This is a genomic window from Fictibacillus sp. 23RED33 (genome assembly GCF_015903925.1).
Lineage (GTDB): Bacteria > Bacillota > Bacilli > Bacillales > Fictibacillaceae > Fictibacillus > Fictibacillus phosphorivorans.
In genome coordinates, this window is record NZ_JACZDX010000001.1 from 995,326 (window position 1) to 1,013,351 (window position 18,026).

Genomic DNA, 18,026 nt, shown 5'->3' on the forward strand with positions numbered 1-18,026 from the left:
ATTTATTTGATCAATACAGTATATAAAAGGGGCTTTAATTATGATAGGTAATCGTCGTGGGCTATCTGTTTTTCTCCATTCATTAAAGTTTTCAAAACAGTTAAGACGTTATGGTAATGTGCATTATGTTTCTCGAAGATTGAAATATGCTGTTTTGTACTGTGATGGAAACAAAATAGATGAGATTGCAGCAAAGCTTGAATCTTTGCATTTTGTAAAAGAAGTAAAAAGGTCTCATAAACAAGAGATCAAGACAGAATATGAAAGTAAAATTGTTGATAAAGCGAAAGAGTATGATTATAAGATGGGGATTTAAGAGACAGGCCGCTAATAATAATAGCTGCCTGTTTTTTTTGTCAGTAATTCCATTTATAAGTCTTCAAAAGAATTTATAAGTCTTGAAGAAATTTTATAAGTCTTGAAGAAATTTTATAAGTCTTCAAATTTTTTTATAAGCCCTCAAAAAAATTTATAAGTCTTCACCTATTTGGCAAAAAAATTATTTTATAACAAAGGCGGAATTAGATAATTTAAACGAAGAATCCCTGTTAGATAGTGAAAAAATAATTCTGTTTCAGCAAAATCTGTTGATGGCTTTACATCAAATGTAACCACTTCTTTATTTAACTGTGCGGCCTTTGCCTCGAATAGATCAATTCGTTTAGAAGGATAAGGTACTCCCTCTCGGCAAATGTATAGTGGCTGAAACTTTCCCTCTGAAGCTGGGTGCAGGACAGCAACAAGAGAAGCATACATTTTATCTTCTTTCTTAACTTTTAAACATAATAACTGTGAGATACGGTCTTTGTTCGTTTCCATGATCTCAAGTAGTTCATAAAGATCAGAATACCCTTCTCCAAGCTCAATAAATCGTTGAATCATCATTCAATCCCCTTTCTATAAAACAATGTAGCATAATCATCTATGAGCTTAAAGGACTTTTAAGCATGAAAAAAAACCTGCAGCAAAAACTGCAGGTTGCCTTTAAAACAAAATCACTTCTGTTTAAAGGCGATGGGAGAGGAGAAACCGGATGAAGAACTTATGGGGAGTAAGTCTTCTCCGCGGTTGGCAACAACATCGTTCGTTGATGTTGTTACAAATAGTATGACCGCATTTAATTTGACTTATACTTATAAGAAAAAGATTTGATGTTTGAATACAGGAATACTTGTGATAGGATTAGAAAGGGAAAACGGATAAAGAATTGAGTGAAGAACGTGAGAGTAATAGCTGGAGAATGTAAAGGAAGACCACTTAAAGCTGTACCAGGTACGAACACAAGGCCGACAACTGATAAGATTAAAGAATCTATCTTTAACATGATCGGTCCTTTTTTTGAGGGAGGTACAGGTCTCGACTTATATGGTGGAAGCGGTGGCTTAGGTCTTGAAGCTTTAAGCCGGGGCATGGAGCACTTCATTTTCATTGATAAAGATCAAAAAGCCATACATACGATTAAAGAGAATATCAAACAATGCAACTACGAAGACAAAACAGAAGTCTTTCGAAATGATGCAAAAAGAGCATTGAAAGCGCTTCATAAAAGAGAGATGCAATTCGATATGATTTTTCTTGATCCTCCTTATGCGAGACAGATGTTATTAAAGGATATGGAGGAGATCGACAAGCTGGAACTACTCTCTCCAGAAGGAAGTATTGTGACTGAACATGGTACGGATGTAACACTACCTGAGGAGATCGGAAGCTTTTATCAGGTCAGACAGGAAACATACGGAAAAACAACTACAATAACAATCTATAAACACGATTAACATAAAGTATGAGGTGAAAAAAATGCCAGCAACTGCAGTCTGTCCTGGTAGCTTTGACCCCGTAACTCGTGGTCATCTGGACATTATTAAACGTGGAGCAACAGTATTTGATGAAGTAATTGTAGTGGTAGCCAATAATCAAAGCAAAGACCCTTTGTTCACAGTTGATGAGAGAATCGTCCTTTTAAAGGAAGTTACGAAGCAGTTTCCTAATGTGAAAGTAGACTCTTTTAACGGTCTTCTGATCGATTACGTAAAGAATATCGGAGCAAATGTGATACTTAGAGGATTACGTGCAGTATCAGATTTTGAATACGAGATGAAAATTGCTTCGATCAACAAGAAATTAGATGACGAAGTCGAAACATTCTTTATGATGACAAACAATCAATATTCCTTCCTGAGCTCAAGCATCGTTAAGGAAGCAGCAAAGTATCATGCGAATGTTTCAGATCTTGTTCCGGAAGTTGTGGAAGAAGCTTTAAAAGAAAAATACAACAGCCCCCGTTAAGTACGGAGGCTGTTTTTTTTCATAAGACTTCTATTCCACAACAAGATTGAAATCATCAAGAATCCAAGTGTGACATAATGGCTGTGCATTAGGGCCAGCATGCCAAATTCACTTATGTGCACGGTTTTTTCTGTAAGAAATGCAAATGCAGGAGCAGTAGTGCTTTTAACGTGATACAAATAAGGGAATACTAATAGACAAATGATCGCAGATAAGAATCCATGAAGTATTCTTGCAAAAAAGAAAGGCTTGAACTTGATATCTGTATCAGCAAGTATACTAGCGACTTGTGCTTGAACGGAAAAACCACTAAAAGCTAATATAAAACTTACGATGACGGCTTGCTGTAAAATGGGTGATTGTGCGAGACTCGTTAAATTGCTTCCTAACGTAATCTCAAAGATTCCTTTAATCAGAGGAAGACTTAATTGTTCGGATAGGGAAAGCATAATAAATAAATAATTGATAAAGTTTGAGAGAAGTTGAGCCACATGAAGAAGATCCATCATCTTACTAAGTACGGAGAAGAGAATAATGAACCCACCAATCATAAGCAGTGTCTTTGTAGATTGCTGAACAGCATCTCCAAGAAGCTGTCCGATGGGACGATTGTCTGCTAATCTAGCTTCATGCATATGTTTAAACGCATTGGTAAGACCTTTTCCTCTATAACGTACTTCCTTATTAACTGGTTCTTTTTTCCAGCCATGGAACCTCATGATGAGTCCAACGAAAATGTTGCCCACATAGTGGCTTACAGCGAGAACAATTCCAAGAGCTGCGTTATGAAAAAAGCCTACTGCAATCGCGCTGAACATGAATAAAGGGTTCGAACAATTCGTAAAAGACACGAGTCGCTCTGCTTCTAGTGTCGTGATCTGTTTTTGGTGCCATAATCGTGCCGTCAGCTTTGCACCGGCAGGGAATCCTGAAGAAATGCCCATCGCCCAAACGAATCCCCCAGCACCCGGGACACGGAAAAGCGGTCTCATAAGAGGTTCAAACAATACACCTATAAGATGTACGACGCCAAACCCCATCAATACTTCTGATAATATAAAAAATGGCATTAAAGATGGGAAAACAACGTCCCACCACATTTTCAAACCGTTTACGGACGCCATATATGTTTCTTTTGGGTATATGATTATTGATATTGCTATGATAATAGCCGATGCTGACAATACAAGTGTTTTGAAATAAGCTTTGTTCATAAAGGGGAGCGCTCCTCTCACGTAATTCCACTATACTTACTTGTCCTCATCCTTATTTATACGTATAGCCTTACTCTTTAGACCATATGTTAAAAAAAGACGGTGCTTCTAAAGGAGGAGCAAAGCATGAAAGAACCAAAAATCGGACTTGCTCTAGGATCTGGCGGTGCTAGAGGGTTTGCTCATCTAGGTGTTGTTAAAGCAATAAGAGATGCAGGAATACCTATAGATATGATAGCTGGAAGCAGCATGGGAGCTTTGGTCGGTGCGATGGTGAGTATGGGTCATAGCGATGAAAACCTTTACCGGATGGCAACGCTCTTTAAACGTAAATATTATATGGATTACACGGTCCCTAAGATGGGATTTATCACAGGGAAGAAAATCAAAGAACTCGTAAGGCTTCTCACAAAACAAAAACAAATTGAACAAACGAATATTCCTTTAGCAATCGTGGCAACTGATCTACTACTAGGAGAAAAAGTGGTTTTTAGAACGGGACCTATTGCAGATGCCGTTCGTGCAAGCATCTCGATCCCAGGCATATTAGTGCCTGAAAAAATAGATGGAAAACTATTGGTGGACGGTGGAGTTATTGACCGCGTACCTGTTTCTGTGGCACGAGAGATGGGAGCAGACCTTGTAATCGCAGTTGATATTTCGCATTTTAAAGCAGAACTTCAGGTTTCTTCTATTTTTGATGTTATTATTCAAAGTATCGATATCATGCAGCGTGAAATGGTGCGCTGGCACGAAATTTCCGCTGATATTATGATTCGTCCAATGGTTGAGCAGTTCAGTTCTACAGCATTTAAGGATGTAAATGATATAATTGCTATAGGAGAAGAAGCAGGAAGAAAACAGATACCAAAAATTTTAGAAAAGATCGACAACTGGAAGGAGTCTATGCATGACCACTGAAAAAACAACGAAACGAACAAATTTTTTCTCAAAAAATAAATTCATTATTCTTTTTTTACTTGTGTTTGCTTTTATAGCATTCTATCCACTCCCTTACTACATTACCTCTCCAGGGGATGCCAGAGTGTTAGATCCCATCATTAGCGTAGAGGGAGGAGACGACGATAAGGGAGTGTTCATGCTAACAACAGTGTCGGTAGGTACAGCAAACATTCCGCAATACATATGGGCAAAGATGAGTGATTATCGTGAAGTCATCCCTGCTGATCAGATCAGAGGAGAAGATGAGACGGATGAAGAATACAATCAAAGACAACTGCAGATGATGGAAGATTCACAGCATGCGGCCACCATTGTTGCTTATCAGGAGGCAGGAAAGAAAGTAGACATCGAATACCATGGTGTTTATGTAACAGGGATCATGTCTGGAATGCCGGCAGAAGAAAAGTTAAAAGTTGGAGATAAGATTATTGCTGTTGACCGTAATCCAGTTATGGAAACAAAGAAACTACTCGATACGCTCGCTCCTAAAAAAGCAGGAGATGCGGTTGACTTAACGATTCTACGCGGCGATAAAAAATTGAATGTGAATTTAAACATTGAAGATTTTCCAAAGAAATATATTCAAGATCAAGGACCGAAAGCGGGTCTTGGCATCACTTCTCCTGTAGCAGATGTATCCATCGTAACAGATCCGAAAGTGAAGATTGATACATCACAGATCGGAGGACCTTCAGCTGGGTTGATGTTCACGTTAGAAATTATGGATCAGTTAACACCAGATGATCTTACACACGGGAAGAAAATTGCAGGAACCGGAACGATGGACCTTCAAAAGAATGTAGGGCCGATCGGAGGTATACAACAAAAGATTGTTGCAGCTGATGAAGCAGGTGCTGAGATTTTCTTTGCCCCTGTTGATGGAAATAACTACAATGATGCCGTGAAGGCTCAAAAAGATATAGGGTCTAAAATGAAGATCGTTCCAGTTAAGACACTGAACGATGCACTCGACTATTTGAAAAAATTGTAAAGAAAAAGGATGCAGAAGCCAGAAGTGGCTTTTCTGCATCCTTTTATAGCTCGTCTGGAGCGGATGTTAATTACGCTCAAGACGAGCGCCATATCAAGAATAAGAGCGCCATTTCAAAACAGACCAAACTTTAAGTCTTAATCATCTCACCATAACTGGCGGAGTATTAAATTCTTCTTTCTCAGCTCGTAAAATATTCCGAGCAGCACCTTGGGCATAAACTAAAGAAGTTCTCGCTTCCATCCTCAATCCGGCAAAATCATGCTTAGAGACAGTAGTGACAAGAGGAAGGTCTATAGATTTTTTAACAGTACTTAAATAATCTCTGCCTTTACTTGTCATCCCTAACACGCGAATGTATGAGGGTGGTGAGTCTAGAATGGCAAACATCTCGTCTTTTTGGACCTTATTTAAAACGTGTAAACAAGCGCGCTGCAATCTTGTCCATGTATAACGTTTTGTCTTTAAATGATTCATGAAAGTCTCGAAGGAGTCAGATCTCTTCATCGCTTCGATCATCCTGTATTCTAAACCCTCTTCAACTTCATAATAACGGTTTATTTCACTGGGACTTGTAGATAATAGTTGATAACGAAGAAGAGGATAGAATCGCTCCCAATTCATAAGTGTACCTTTTTCACTTTGTTCTTCAGCTAATAACTCAAGTGTGTGACGGGGCATATAAGTTGCTGCTTGATCAGGTTCTCTTGTGAAAATAGCTTCTCTGATAGCTGTTGCACTAGCAATATTACCTTTGCCTAGCATTACATCATGGTAATCAGCATTTTTCCTCTTTATCGTAAAAGGTCGGATATGAGAACCTAACTCACGGCTAGCTCTTACATACTCAAACCCTAAAATATTATTCGGTTTACTGAGATCGAGAGCCAGTGGAATATCAAGTGATTCGTATGCTCGTGAAGCAGCTGATGGATATGATAGACCTTTGTTCATAAATGACCGAACAAGTTCTTGGTAGGCTTCCTGTTGAGCGTTTACCGATTCATGAGTCTGGTTGAAAAGTTCAGCATCTCCAGATTCACTTCCAAAGCAAAAGGAATCTGCACCAAGAGATTGCAGCAAAAAAATGCTACCGAATGCAAAACGCGGCGCATGGCTAGTTGCGAATGAATAAGGAAGTTCAATGACAATATCTGCTCCACCTAATAGCGCCATCTTGGTTCTTTTCCATTTTGACAAAAGAGCAGGTTCTCCACGTTGAAGGAAATTACCGCTCATCACGGCGATTATACAATCAGCGCCTGTAGCTTTTTTCGTTTCTTGTAAATGATAATAATGTCCATTGTGAAACGGATTATATTCTACAACAACTCCAGATGCTTTCAACTGTTCCACTTCCTTTTAAACGTTCGATTATACTTGTTTACATTGTACTAAAAAGAGTTTAGAATCAAAAGTATCAGTGTAAAGATAAAATATTGACATTTTATTTGATGACCGATATAATTACTACTGTTGCCTTGAGGTGATAAAGACATGAAATGGTCACTACAAGAAATTAAAAATTTTTACCGTAAACCGTTAACGTTTGAACAAAATGTTGATGCGAGCGGAGTGATGGAAAAAGACCCGGAGATCAGAAGCGTTGATCCTGTTCACGTAGAAGGACATGCAGATGTAACTCAGCAAAAAGCCACTTTTTACTTAAACATAAAAGGAAAAATGGTGTTGCCATGTGCCAACACTTTGGTAGATGTGGAATTTCCATTCTCGGTAAAAACGACGGAAATTTTTATTTTCGATCCGAATTATACGGAATACGAAGATGAAGAGAGCCTTCACAAAGTCGAAGGACATTACGTTGACCTTCTCCCTGTCATCGAAGAGCATATTTTGCTTGAAAAACCGTTGAAAATTACGGCTGCTGATGTGACAGACAGTCCCGCTCCTAAAGAAGGAAAAGGATGGCAGAGGGTTACGGATGAAGACATGAAAAACCGGATTGATCCGCGTTTGGAAGGTCTGGCTAAATTTTTTGACGAAGACAAAAAGTGAAAGAATAGGTTATAATGATTCTTTCTAGAACCTTTAAGGAGGTGGATACAAATGGCAGTACCTTTTCGCAGAACTTCTCAAACTCGCCAAGCGAAGCGTCGTACACACTACAAGCTTTCCATGCCTGGTATGGTAAAGTGTCCACAGTGCGGAGAATACAAGTTATCTCACCGCGTTTGCCGTGAGTGTGGATCTTACAAAGGAAAAGAAGTAGTAAGCAAGTAATGAGAAACAGGAAGCTATAGGCTTCCTGTTTTTTCATATACATAAATAAAGCGTTTTCTTTTGTATCGGAGGTGTATATAGTGAACGAGCAACCTGTTTTATGGGAAAAAAAGAATGGAATAGGGTGGATAACGTTAAACCGCCCATCTGTACGTAATGCTATTAATTACGATGTGATGAAGAATTTATCTACTCTTTTAGATGTGGCAAAAAAGGATGATGATATAAAAGTTCTAATTATAACGGGAGCAGGTACAAAAGCGTTTTGTTCTGGAGGAGACCTCAGTGCTTTTCATTCATTAAAGACTGAAGAGCAGGCGTACGGTATGTTATCAAAAATGGGAAACGTTCTTCATGATCTTTTCTTTTTTCCAAAACCTACTGTAGCTCTTCTAAATGGATCAGCAGTTGGTGGAGGATGTGAGATAGCATCAGCGTGCGATATCAGACTTGCTCGGGCAGAAGCAAAAGTAGGCTTTATCCAAGGTCGTTTAGGCATTACAACGGGTTGGGGTGGAGGAACTTACCTCCTAGAAAGAATAAACCTTACGAGAGCGATGGATCTTTTGTACAGTGCTACTCCAGTTACAGCTAAGCAAGGTATGGATTACGGATTCATCCAATACGTCATTAAAGGAAACAGCTTGAAAGAAACTGAACGCTATGTAAGTAGGTTTACATCTCAACCTGTTGGCGTCATCGAGTCTTATAAAGCACTTCAGCTTGAAAGGTTCGATAAGGGGAAGATGAAGCAGAGCGTACAAAATGAGATCGAACGATGTGCAAAGTTATGGGCGTCAGATGAACACCATAAAAGAGTAGAGGCATTCTTAAAAAAATAAGTTTTCCCCATTTTAGTAGAATATAAAGTCTATCTTATCTAGCACTAGCATATTTATATTACAAACCACTAAAATGGGGGGATCTAAATGACAAACTTGCGCCAGGATGCCTGGACAAAAGATGAAGATGCTATTCTTGCTGAGGTAACACTTCGGCACATTAGAGAAGGTAGTACACAGCTGGTTGCCTTTGAAGAGGTAGGAGAGAAATTAACGAGAACACCAGCAGCATGTGGATTTAGGTGGAACTCACTCATTCGTAAACAATATGATAAAGCCATAACTGAAGCTAAGAAAGTACGTAAAGAGCGAAATAAAAGAAAAGTTAAACAGTTTGCTTCAATCATTGAGAATCATAATGAGGTACTTCATGATACCCCTTCAAACAGCGCGAAAAGCGATACGCCTCTCTCTTTAAATGACATCATACATTTTTTACAGCAACTTCAAGCTGAAAAACCAGTTTCAAAGAACTTAGAAGCTGAAAATAAAGCGTTACTGTTGAAGCTTCAAAACCTGAAGAAGGAAAACGGAACACTGAAAAGTAAACTTAGCAAAGTGAATAAAGAGTATGAGATGGTGTACCGTGATTATAAAGATGTTTTGCAGATTATGGACAGGGCGAGGAAGCTAGTAGAAATACCAGTCCGAAACTAAAAAAAAGATGGCAGATGCCATCTTTTTTATTTTGATTATGCAAGGCGCTGTTCACTGACCCCTGTTGGATACCAAACGTAAGGATTCTGACCGCGATCACGATCTTGATTGTATGTTACAGCTTCAAAGCCCATCTTCTCCCAAAACCCGCCAGATTGTTGTCTGCCGTTTGTTTTGATCGGGAGTTGGAACGTTTTTGCGAATTCTACTAAAGCTTTTCCTAGTCCTTTTGTTTGATGGTGAGGCAATACTTCAAGTTTCCAAAGTTCCAAATAATCTTGTGGAGGATCAAAATATTGATCATAAGCAGATTCGATCTGATATAAGCTCATGCGTGCTACTAGTTTATCACCATAATAAATTCCGTAGAATGGAGACTCACTGTCGTTTTCAATCATATTTTCCTGAAGATCCTCGAGCATTGACAATTCTTGTACGCCGTATTCCTTGAACTGCTTAAATTCTTCAAGCGTTTTATAGTTAACTAATAATTTCTTTACTTCATACTTTAACATATGATCTCCCCCAGTCTTTCTGTACTTTTCTCTATAGATATAGTATATACTAATTATGCAAAAAATTCTTTAAAAATAAAATATTCGTTTAGTTTACGCTTTCAAAAAGGATTTTTGGTTTTTTATGTCGAAAAAGGTAATGTTGACATCAGGAAGGAGGATGAACATGAAAAAAATATTAATCGCTAATCGTGGTGAAATCGCACTGCGGATTATTAAAACGTGTAAGGAAATGGACATTCAAACGGTTGCTGTATATTCTGAAGCAGACAAAGACCTCCCTTTTGTAAAAGCTGCTGATGAAGCGGTACATATTGGTGAACCTCCGGTAGCGAAATCCTATCTGCAGAGTGAAGTGATCCTAGAAGTCGCTCTCAAACATAAGGTAGACGCTATCCATCCAGGTTATGGACTTTTATCAGAGAATGATGACTTTGCCAAAAAGATAGAGAAAGCTGGAATAGCTTTTATAGGTCCATCACCTCAAACCATCGAGTGGATGGGTGATAAGATCATGGCAAGAAAAACAATGCAGCAAGCGGGTGTTCCGATCGTACCTGGAACGATCGAGCCTATCGAAGATGTTGAAGAAGGTGTAAAACTTGCTGAACAGATCGGATACCCTGTAATGCTTAAAGCAAGCAGCGGTGGCGGGGGAATCGGAATGGTAAAATGCGATAACAGTGATGACCTTCGCAAACATTTTGTTTCATCCCAGCAACGCGCTAAAAACTATTTTGGATCTGGCAGAATGTTTATTGAAAAATGTATCGAGAATGCCAGGCATATTGAAGTTCAAATCATGGGTGATACTCATGGGAATATCGTACATCTCTTTGAGCGGGATTGCAGTGTTCAGCGAAGAAATCAAAAAGTTGTAGAAGAATCACCGTCACCATTTTTAACAGAAAGCCTTCGTTCTAAAATTACAGATTCGGCAGTTAAAGCAGCTGAAGCGGTAAACTATGTGAATGCGGGAACAGTTGAATTTGTCGTAAGCGAAAACGGAGATTTCTATTTTCTAGAGATGAACACGAGACTTCAAGTTGAACATCCTGTTACAGAGAGTATCACAGGACTAGACCTTGTAAGATGGCAGATACAAGTAGCAAGAGGTGAGAAGCTGCCATTGACTCAAGAAGAGATTATGAGTAAAGGTCATGCGATAGAGTTTAGACTTTATGCGGAAGACCCGATCACCTTCTTCCCATCACCAGGCAAGATTGAAAGACTAATATGGCCGAAATCTGAGAATGTAAGGATTGATTTCGGTTATGAAAGTGGAAATGCAGTTACACCTTTTTATGATCCTATGATCGCGAAGATAATTGTAAGCGATTCCAACCGAGAAGGATGTATGAAGAATGCGGTTGAATTCTTTGATGCGTTAGAGATAACCGGACTAAAAACGAATACACCTCTTTTTAAAATGATCTTGAAAGAAGAGGATTTTATAAAAGGTGACTATACCACTAGTTACTTAAGTAAAAGAAAAGTTTCAAAACCTTAATTAAACAAAGGAGAGAGAGAAATGAAAGAAATTACAGCATCTATGGCAGGCACAGTTTGGCAAGTATTGGTTAGTGAAGGTGATGAGGTTACAGCAGGACAAACAGTAATTATTTTAGAATCTATGAAAATGGAAATACCCGTTGACGCTGTTGATGCAGGAACGGTAGATAACATTAAGTTTGCATCTGGAGACTTTGTGAATGAGGGCGATGTACTCGTTACACTTAAATAAAATTAGCATGCAAACAATCTGAACGAGCGCTCACTCTCTTGAAGGAGGTATATCATGGTAGCAAAATTAGAAAACGTATTAAAAGATAAGATCGACCAGATTGAAGCTGGTGGTGCACAGAAATATCATGAGAAGAACCGTTCTCAAAACAAGATGTTCGTCCGCGACCGACTAAGACTGCTTTTTGACAATGGTGAATACAGTGTAGAGGATGCTAAATTTGCAAACAATCAAGCAGGAGACCTACCGGCAGATGGAGTTGTAACTGCGATAGGAAAACTTGGGGGGAAAACAGTATGTGTTATGGCCAATGATTCGACTGTAAAAGCTGGATCTTGGGGAGCTAGAACAGTTGAAAAGATTATTCGCATACAAGAGACCGCTCAAAAGCTGAAAGTTCCGATGCTTTATCTTGTCGATTCAGCAGGTGCTAGAATCACGGATCAGATCGATATGTTTCCGAACCGCCGCGGAGCGGGGAAGATCTTTTACAATCAAGTAAAAATGTCTGGAATGATTCCGCAAGTTTGTATTCTTTTTGGGCCATCAGCGGCAGGTGGAGCATACATCCCAGCTTTTTGTGATATCGTGATCATGGTCGATCAAAATGCATCCATGTATTTAGGAAGTCCACGAATGGCTGAAAAAGTAATCGGTGAAAAAGTGACGCTTGAAGAAATGGGCGGAGCAAGAATGCATTGCTCTGTTAGTGGATGCGGTGACGTTTTGGCAGCGGATGAAACAAATGCAATTGAAGAAGCGAAAAGATATCTATCCTATTTCCCGAGTAACTATAAATTAAAAGCTCCAGTTGTGGATGCTATTGCTCCTAAAGCGGGAAGAGAGTTAGAAGCGATCGTACCAGAAAATCAAAATGTCCCGTTTGATATGTATGAGTTTATTGATGGACTCATTGATGAAGGTAGTTTTTTTGAGATGAAAAAGCTATTCGCGCAAGAGATCGTGACTGGTTTTGGACGTATTGATGGAAAACCAGTAGGGATTATCGCAAATCAACCGAAAGTAAAAGGCGGTGTACTGTTTGTTGATTCTGCGGATAAAGCGGCACGTTTTATCACACTTTGTGATGCATTCTCAATTCCTCTTCTTTTCTTATCAGACGTTCCTGGCTTTATGATAGGAACAAAAGTAGAGAGAGCTGGAATTATACGTCACGGAGCAAAGTTAATCGCGGCGATGAGTGATGTTACTGTACCAAAGATTTCAGTGATCGTCCGAAAAGCTTATGGTGCTGGTCTATATGCGATGGCTGGTCCTGCCTTTGAACCAGATTGTTGCCTTGCGTTGCCTACGGCTCAAATCGCGGTTATGGGTCCGGAAGCGGCAGTGAACGCTGTATATTCTAACAAGATTAATGAGATTGAAGACGTGAAAGAACGTATCCAATTTGTTCAGCAAAAACAGCAAGAATATAAAGAGCATATTGATATTTATAAGCTTGCTTCTGAAATGATTATAGATGATATTGTTTCACCTTCAGCTTTAAGAGATGAACTTACAAACCGTTTTGCATTTTACGAAAACAAAGAAATGGTATTCAGTGAGCGAAAGCATCCTGTTTATCCTGTTTGATGCATGAACCTCCCTAACTTGGGAGGTTTTTTTAGTATGCTTAAGAATATGATACTATCGAGTTATACATTAAAGAGGTGAGCCTTAGAATGAAAATAAGCGTCATTGGCGGCGGGGCAATAGGGTTATTAGTTTCTTATTTTTTAAAACAAAATGGGAATGAACCTGTCATTTATACAAAAAGCGTAGCTCAAGCAGAGGAACTAAGTAAGTCGGGACTTACATACAGAAATTTGAAAGGTTCAGAGACAACAATAAAGGTCGATGCGAAGCCTTTTGCTGAATATAATGCTGAAGAGTCATACTGTATGATCGCAGTTAAACAAACAGCGATGAACGAGTTGATAGGATTGACAAAATTTAGTGAGGTTTCCTTCCTCTTTTTACAAAATGGAATCAGTCATCTCTCTTTTCTAGAAAGGTTGCCTAAAAAACAAATAAGCATTGGAGTTGTTGAACACGGCGCGGTTAAGAAAGGTTATGCAACAGTACATCATCTCGGAGAAGGTAAGATTAAACTCTCTTCTTATAGTGGGGGCTCTGACCAGACTTGGCGCGATTTTCTACATTCAACTCGTTTTCCGATCGTAATAGAAGAAGAGTGGCAACAGATGGTTTATGAAAAACTTATTATGAATGCATGTATCAATCCGCTTACAGCTTTATTAAGAATAACGAATGGAGAACTTTTGACGAATTCATACGCACACTCCATGATGAAAGAACTTTTTGAAGAAACGACTTCTGTACTAAATATGATAGAACAGCGCGAAGTGTTATGGAAGGAATTGTTAGTCCTATGCAGAAATACTTCATTAAACCGATCCTCTATGTTAAAAAGCGTAGAGAGCGGTAAGCAAACTGAAATTGAGAGTATTACAGGTGAGATTATTAAGCGAGGGATCGAATTGAAGATTCAAACTCCTTATTCTAGGTTTGCTTATGAAGCAATCAGTGCATTGGATTGGAGAGGATGAATGATTGGCTAGTGTTGTAGGTGCGATTATTGCTACATTAATAACTGTGCCTTATATTGTTTTTTTTCTTGTCAATAAAAGTATGTTAAAGCTCACGAAGAAAAGAAGAAAAGCCTTTAAGGCGGGTGTTGATTGTACAACGTTTTTTTTATTTTTTGCTATCGAAAGAATGACTGTTGAAATCTGGGGACAATCTTATTATTGGATTCTTTTATTGTTATTTTTATCAGGCTGTTTACTTTTTACATATGTGATTTGGAAAAATGAATTAGATCTGTCTATCAGAAAGATACTTAGGTTAAATTGGCGATTACAGTTCCTTGTTTTGTCAATCGGTTACTTTTCATTGATGACATATGGAGTCATTTCACGTATTTTGGACATTTAGAGCATATTTTTTATGTTCTCTATTCGTTCTTTGCTATACTCGTTAAGGATGTAATTGATACGTAGAAAGGAAGTTCATAAATGAGACTGGAGGAACTGCAGCTTCATACATCGCCTTTTTTAGAAGGGTACTCCAACGGAGATAAGGATGTTGTCCGTTTTTTTGATTATAAATCACCTTATGATAAACATGAATGGGCAAAGAGACAACAGGAATTGAAGCGTTATTCGTTTCCTAGAAAGGGTCTTACGGATTATCTGACTTCTTATAATCAAAGAATAGGGTCCTCAGCCAAAACGATTAAAAATATACAAAAGCTGAATGCAGATGAAAGTTTAGCTGTCGTTGGTGGACAACAAGCAGGACTTCTTACTGGACCGCTTTTAGTCATCTATAAGTGCATCAGTACCATTCAACTAGCTAAAGAAGCTCAAAAAGAATTAAATGTTCCTGTTGTTCCAATTTTTTGGATAGCAGGTGAAGATCATGATATGGATGAAATCAATCATATTATGGTTCCTAAGAATAATACTGCAAAAAAGATATCCTTAAAGTCAGCAAGCAGCGTGAAATCTTCAGCCTCTCTTTGGGAATGGAATAGAGATGAAGTTCAGCCATGGTTGAAGGAAGTATTTCATTCTTTTGGTGAAACAGCTTACACAAGTGATTTACTCGTAGAGACTGAGCGTATCTTGAACGAATCAGATTCTATCGTTACATTTTTTGCAAAACTTCTTTCCAAATGGTTTTCTGAAGAAGGGTTGATAGTATTGGACTCTGGAGATCCTTCGTTTAAAAAACTACAATCGACGATGTTAAAAGAGATGATCGTTCATAATAGTGAGATTGATCATGCTTTTAATGATCGAACGGAAGAACTTTGCAGAAGTGGATTTTCAGCTCCAATAGAAGTGCAAGAAAACAATGCTCATTTATTTTACACGAAGAATCAAGAGCGGATTTTATTGTATCGTGATGAAAATGGTTTTTCCTCTAAAGAGAAAGACTTCAAGATCTCTGAATCAGAACTTCTTGAAGAAGCGATTAAACACCCGGAAAAATTCAGCAATAATGTTGTGACACGTCCGTTGATGCAAGAGTTTCTTTTGCCTGTGTTATCGTTTGTTGCTGGCCCTGGTGAGATTGCATACTGGGCTGTCCTTGGAAAGGTTTTCAGCCAATTCAATAGACTGATGCCGATATTGACACCAAGGCTATCTTTTACTCTCGTGACCGACCAAGTAAACGAATTGGTCCAATCGAAGAAATTAACGGTGCAACAAGTTTTAGAGAATGGAACGGATGGTTATAAACGCGAGTGGTTTGCTTTAAACAGGCCCATCGAGACTTTTGAGACTGTTCAATCCGTAAAAGCAGAGTTCACTTCTTCTTATGAAAAGTTGATAAAGTTAGCAGAAGATATAGATTCAAAGCTTCTACCCGTCGCTGATCAAAATATGAAAAGAATCCTATCAGAGATCGACTATATGGAGAATAAATTAGAACAGCGCGTTCGAAAAAAAGTAAAAGAACCTCTTGCTGAATTTGATGAGATCATGCTCCAATTAAAACCTACTGTGATCTTGCAAGAAAGGATTTGGAACATCTATCAATTTGTAAATGAAGAAGGTCCTGAACTTGTGAACAAACTTGTACAATACCCTTATCAATTCAACGGAAAACATAAGATTGTTTACTTATAAAAACGTTAAAATATTTCAGAAAAAATCCTGTGCTACAGCAGGATTTTTTTTTTTGTGCACGAATAATACTTGTAGTGGTGAAAAGTGGAGCGTTGTGGTAGATTTAGGGGAGAAAGTGGGGTGATCATATGTTCATGGGAGAGTATCAACACAGCATCGACGAAAAAGGACGTATGATCATCCCCTCCAAATTTCGTGAAGAACTAGGCACAGAGTTTATCTTAACTCGCGGGTTGGATCAATGTGTATTCGGATATCCTTTAAATGAGTGGAAAGTCATCGAAGAAAAGCTGAAGAGTTTGCCATTTACTAAAAAGGATGCACGTGCATTTACTCGTTTTTTCTTTTCTGGAGCTGCTGAATGTCAGTTAGATAAACAGGGAAGAGTAAACATTGCTTCTCCGCTCAGAGACTATGCAAAACTAGAAAAGGATTGCGTAGTGATAGGTGTGTCGAATAGAATTGAAATTTGGAGTAAATCAATTTGGGAAGAATACTTCTCAAAGTCAGAAGACTCATTTGGAGAAATTGCAGAAAGTCTAATGGACTTTGATTTATAACCCTTAAGTTTATAGCAGAGAGGAATTTTCCATGTTTGACCATATAACCGTTTTAAAACAAGAATCAGTAGATGCTTTACACGTAAGACCAGATGGAATTTATGTTGATTGTACGCTAGGAGGGGCAGGCCATAGTGCGCTAATACTGTCTCAGTTAGAAACTGGCCACCTATATGCATTTGATCAAGATGACATAGCAATTGAAAACGCCCGTCAGGTACTAAAGGAACATGAAGGAAAGTATACGATTATTCGCAGCAATTTCCGTCATATTAAAGAAGAGCTTTCTAAACGCGGTATACATAAAGTGGATGGTATCCTGTTCGACTTAGGTGTCTCATCTCCGCAACTAGATGAAGCGGATAGAGGGTTTAGCTACCAACATGACGCTGAACTTGATATGCGAATGGATCAATCAAGTGACCTTACAGCAAAAGAAGTTGTGAATGAATGGACGTTCAATGAATTGATGAAGATTATCTCAAGATATGGCGAAGAAAAATTCGCTAAACAGATCGCTAGAAAGATTGAAGCGGCTCGTGAGAAAAAAGAGATTCAAACAACTGGAGAACTTGTCGAAATAATAAAGGATGCTATACCTGCTCCTGCAAGAAGAACAGGCGGTCATCCTGCAAAACGAACATTTCAAGCCATTCGAATCGCTGTAAATGATGAATTGAACGCTTTTGAAGATGCACTGCAAGATTCCATTGAACTATTAGATGTCGGTGGCAGGATTGCAGTTATCACATTTCATTCTTTAGAAGATCGCGCGTGTAAAAATATACTAAAAAAAGCAAGTACAGGTCCGGAACTCCCTCCAGGACTGCCGGTTATACCAGAAGAATACAAACCAGAATTAAAACTCATCACAAGAAAACCAATCGTACCAACAGAAAACGAGCTTGAAGAAAACAGAAGATCACGCTCAGCGAAATTGAGGGTCGCTGAAAAACAAAAATAGAGAGGAGAGCTAAAGTGAGCAATTTAGCCTATCAAGTTCAAAAACAACAAGTACAGTTACAGCCAGAAAGAAACCCAAAGCCGGTACAGCAGCCATCCCGAAAAATATTTACAAAAGGTGAAGTCGTATTGTGGGGAGCTATGGGGGTTGTCTTAATTGCCGGATTGATTTGGCTCATTTCTCTATACGCGTCTGTTTATCAGGCAACTGCTGAAGTTGAGAGTATTCAAAAGGACCTAACTGCAGAAACGAAGATCGTTGAAGATTATCACCTTCAAGTTACAGAATTAAGTAATCCAGAACGCATCATGAAGTTGGCAAAAAAACAAGGGTTCATCTTTGACGATAAAAACGTAAAAGTGGTTCAGGACTAAAAAGCAGGTGTTGT

Annotated in this window: 22 protein-coding genes; 18 read left to right on the plus strand and 4 right to left on the minus strand. The window is 38.6% G+C overall.

Annotated features, from left to right (window positions below; translation table 11 throughout):
• Positions 1–40 precede the first annotated feature (40 nt).
• On the plus strand, positions 41–316 hold the full coding sequence (locus IHV09_RS05265; protein WP_066245799.1) for a YlbG family protein: 276 nt from the start codon (positions 41–43) through the stop codon (positions 314–316).
• A gap of 188 nt (positions 317–504) precedes the next feature.
• Here the strand turns inward: IHV09_RS05265 and IHV09_RS05270 are convergent, their stop codons facing one another.
• Positions 505–882: a DUF7147 family protein gene (locus IHV09_RS05270; RefSeq protein WP_197128211.1), complete on the minus strand. Its 378-nt coding sequence runs from the start codon at positions 880–882 to the stop codon at positions 505–507.
• 338 nt (positions 883–1,220) lie between these two features.
• Between IHV09_RS05270 and rsmD the strand changes: the two genes are divergently transcribed.
• The gene (gene rsmD, locus IHV09_RS05275) at positions 1,221–1,775 is read left to right on the plus strand and encodes a 16S rRNA (guanine(966)-N(2))-methyltransferase RsmD (RefSeq protein ID WP_197264142.1); all 555 of its coding nucleotides are present in this window, start codon (positions 1,221–1,223) and stop codon (positions 1,773–1,775) included.
• Positions 1,776–1,797: 22 nt separating this feature from the next.
• On the plus strand, positions 1,798–2,286 hold the full coding sequence (gene coaD, locus IHV09_RS05280; protein WP_197127631.1) for a pantetheine-phosphate adenylyltransferase: 489 nt from the start codon (positions 1,798–1,800) through the stop codon (positions 2,284–2,286).
• Here coaD and ylbJ read toward each other — a convergent pair.
• Positions 2,283–3,500, minus strand: coding sequence for a sporulation integral membrane protein YlbJ (gene ylbJ, locus IHV09_RS05285; RefSeq protein ID WP_197263792.1), 1,218 nt, complete (start codon positions 3,498–3,500; stop codon positions 2,283–2,285). The genes coaD and ylbJ overlap by 4 nt on opposite strands.
• 126 nt (positions 3,501–3,626) lie before the next feature.
• On the opposite strand from ylbJ, the gene IHV09_RS05290 reads away from it, so the two are divergent.
• The gene (locus IHV09_RS05290; RefSeq protein WP_197127633.1) at positions 3,627–4,421 is read left to right on the plus strand and encodes a patatin-like phospholipase family protein; all 795 of its coding nucleotides are present in this window, start codon (positions 3,627–3,629) and stop codon (positions 4,419–4,421) included.
• Entirely contained in the window at positions 4,411–5,454 is a 1,044-nt protein-coding gene (locus IHV09_RS05295; RefSeq protein WP_197263793.1) for a SepM family pheromone-processing serine protease, read from the plus strand. Before IHV09_RS05290 ends, IHV09_RS05295 begins: the two co-directional genes overlap by 11 nt.
• A gap of 141 nt (positions 5,455–5,595) precedes the next feature.
• Here IHV09_RS05295 and IHV09_RS05300 read toward each other — a convergent pair whose 3' ends face one another.
• Positions 5,596–6,801: a nucleotidyltransferase gene (locus IHV09_RS05300; RefSeq protein ID WP_197263794.1), complete on the minus strand. Its 1,206-nt coding sequence runs from the start codon at positions 6,799–6,801 to the stop codon at positions 5,596–5,598.
• A gap of 150 nt (positions 6,802–6,951) precedes the next feature.
• On the opposite strand from IHV09_RS05300, the gene IHV09_RS05305 reads away from it, so the two are divergent.
• The 4 genes from IHV09_RS05305 (at position 6,952) to IHV09_RS05320 (ending at position 9,194) form a co-directional block, all read left to right on the plus strand.
• Positions 6,952–7,470 carry a YceD family protein gene (locus tag IHV09_RS05305; RefSeq protein WP_137789755.1) on the plus strand — a complete coding sequence of 173 codons (519 nt, stop codon included), beginning with the start codon at positions 6,952–6,954 and terminating at the stop codon, positions 7,468–7,470.
• Between the two features lie 51 nt (positions 7,471–7,521).
• The gene (rpmF, locus tag IHV09_RS05310) at positions 7,522–7,695 is read left to right on the plus strand and encodes a 50S ribosomal protein L32 (protein WP_066240492.1); all 174 of its coding nucleotides are present in this window, start codon (positions 7,522–7,524) and stop codon (positions 7,693–7,695) included.
• Between the two features lie 80 nt (positions 7,696–7,775).
• The gene (locus IHV09_RS05315; protein WP_197263795.1) at positions 7,776–8,537 is read left to right on the plus strand and encodes an enoyl-CoA hydratase/isomerase family protein; all 762 of its coding nucleotides are present in this window, start codon (positions 7,776–7,778) and stop codon (positions 8,535–8,537) included.
• An 87-nt stretch (positions 8,538–8,624) separates the two neighbouring features.
• Positions 8,625–9,194, plus strand: coding sequence for an RsfA family transcriptional regulator (locus IHV09_RS05320; RefSeq protein ID WP_197127637.1), 570 nt, complete (start codon positions 8,625–8,627; stop codon positions 9,192–9,194).
• 35 nt (positions 9,195–9,229) lie between these two features.
• On the opposite strand, the gene IHV09_RS05325 is transcribed toward IHV09_RS05320, so the two are convergent.
• Positions 9,230–9,709 carry an N-acetyltransferase gene (locus IHV09_RS05325; protein WP_197127638.1) on the minus strand — a complete coding sequence of 160 codons (480 nt, stop codon included), beginning with the start codon at positions 9,707–9,709 and terminating at the stop codon, positions 9,230–9,232.
• Between the two features lie 166 nt (positions 9,710–9,875).
• On the opposite strand from IHV09_RS05325, the gene IHV09_RS05330 reads away from it, so the two are divergent.
• The 9 genes from IHV09_RS05330 to ftsL all read left to right on the plus strand — a co-directional run bounded on the left by IHV09_RS05330 (position 9,876) and on the right by ftsL (position 18,012).
• Complete coding sequence (locus tag IHV09_RS05330) at positions 9,876–11,219, plus strand: acetyl-CoA carboxylase biotin carboxylase subunit (RefSeq protein ID WP_197263796.1); 1,344 nt, start codon at positions 9,876–9,878, stop codon at positions 11,217–11,219.
• A gap of 21 nt (positions 11,220–11,240) precedes the next feature.
• Entirely contained in the window at positions 11,241–11,453 is a 213-nt protein-coding gene (locus IHV09_RS05335; protein WP_197127640.1) for an acetyl-CoA carboxylase biotin carboxyl carrier protein subunit, read from the plus strand.
• Between the two features lie 54 nt (positions 11,454–11,507).
• On the plus strand, positions 11,508–13,046 hold the full coding sequence (locus IHV09_RS05340; RefSeq protein WP_197191205.1) for an acyl-CoA carboxylase subunit beta: 1,539 nt from the start codon (positions 11,508–11,510) through the stop codon (positions 13,044–13,046).
• 89 nt (positions 13,047–13,135) lie between these two features.
• Positions 13,136–14,023 (plus strand): ketopantoate reductase family protein, encoded by an 888-nt coding sequence (locus IHV09_RS05345; protein ID WP_197191204.1) that lies wholly within the window; start codon positions 13,136–13,138, stop codon positions 14,021–14,023.
• A gap of 4 nt (positions 14,024–14,027) precedes the next feature.
• Entirely contained in the window at positions 14,028–14,411 is a 384-nt protein-coding gene (locus tag IHV09_RS05350) for a DUF3397 domain-containing protein (protein WP_197127643.1), read from the plus strand.
• Positions 14,412–14,491: 80 nt separating this feature from the next.
• Positions 14,492–16,114, plus strand: coding sequence for a bacillithiol biosynthesis cysteine-adding enzyme BshC (gene bshC / locus IHV09_RS05355; protein ID WP_197263797.1), 1,623 nt, complete (start codon positions 14,492–14,494; stop codon positions 16,112–16,114).
• A 128-nt stretch (positions 16,115–16,242) separates the two neighbouring features.
• On the plus strand, positions 16,243–16,674 hold the full coding sequence (gene mraZ / locus IHV09_RS05360) for a division/cell wall cluster transcriptional repressor MraZ (RefSeq protein ID WP_066393436.1): 432 nt from the start codon (positions 16,243–16,245) through the stop codon (positions 16,672–16,674).
• 31 nt (positions 16,675–16,705) lie between these two features.
• Positions 16,706–17,638 carry a 16S rRNA (cytosine(1402)-N(4))-methyltransferase RsmH gene (gene rsmH, locus IHV09_RS05365; RefSeq protein WP_197127645.1) on the plus strand — a complete coding sequence of 311 codons (933 nt, stop codon included), beginning with the start codon at positions 16,706–16,708 and terminating at the stop codon, positions 17,636–17,638.
• A gap of 14 nt (positions 17,639–17,652) precedes the next feature.
• Positions 17,653–18,012 (plus strand): cell division protein FtsL, encoded by a 360-nt coding sequence (gene ftsL / locus IHV09_RS05370; RefSeq protein ID WP_197127646.1) that lies wholly within the window; start codon positions 17,653–17,655, stop codon positions 18,010–18,012.
• Positions 18,013–18,026: the final 14 nt, after the last annotated feature.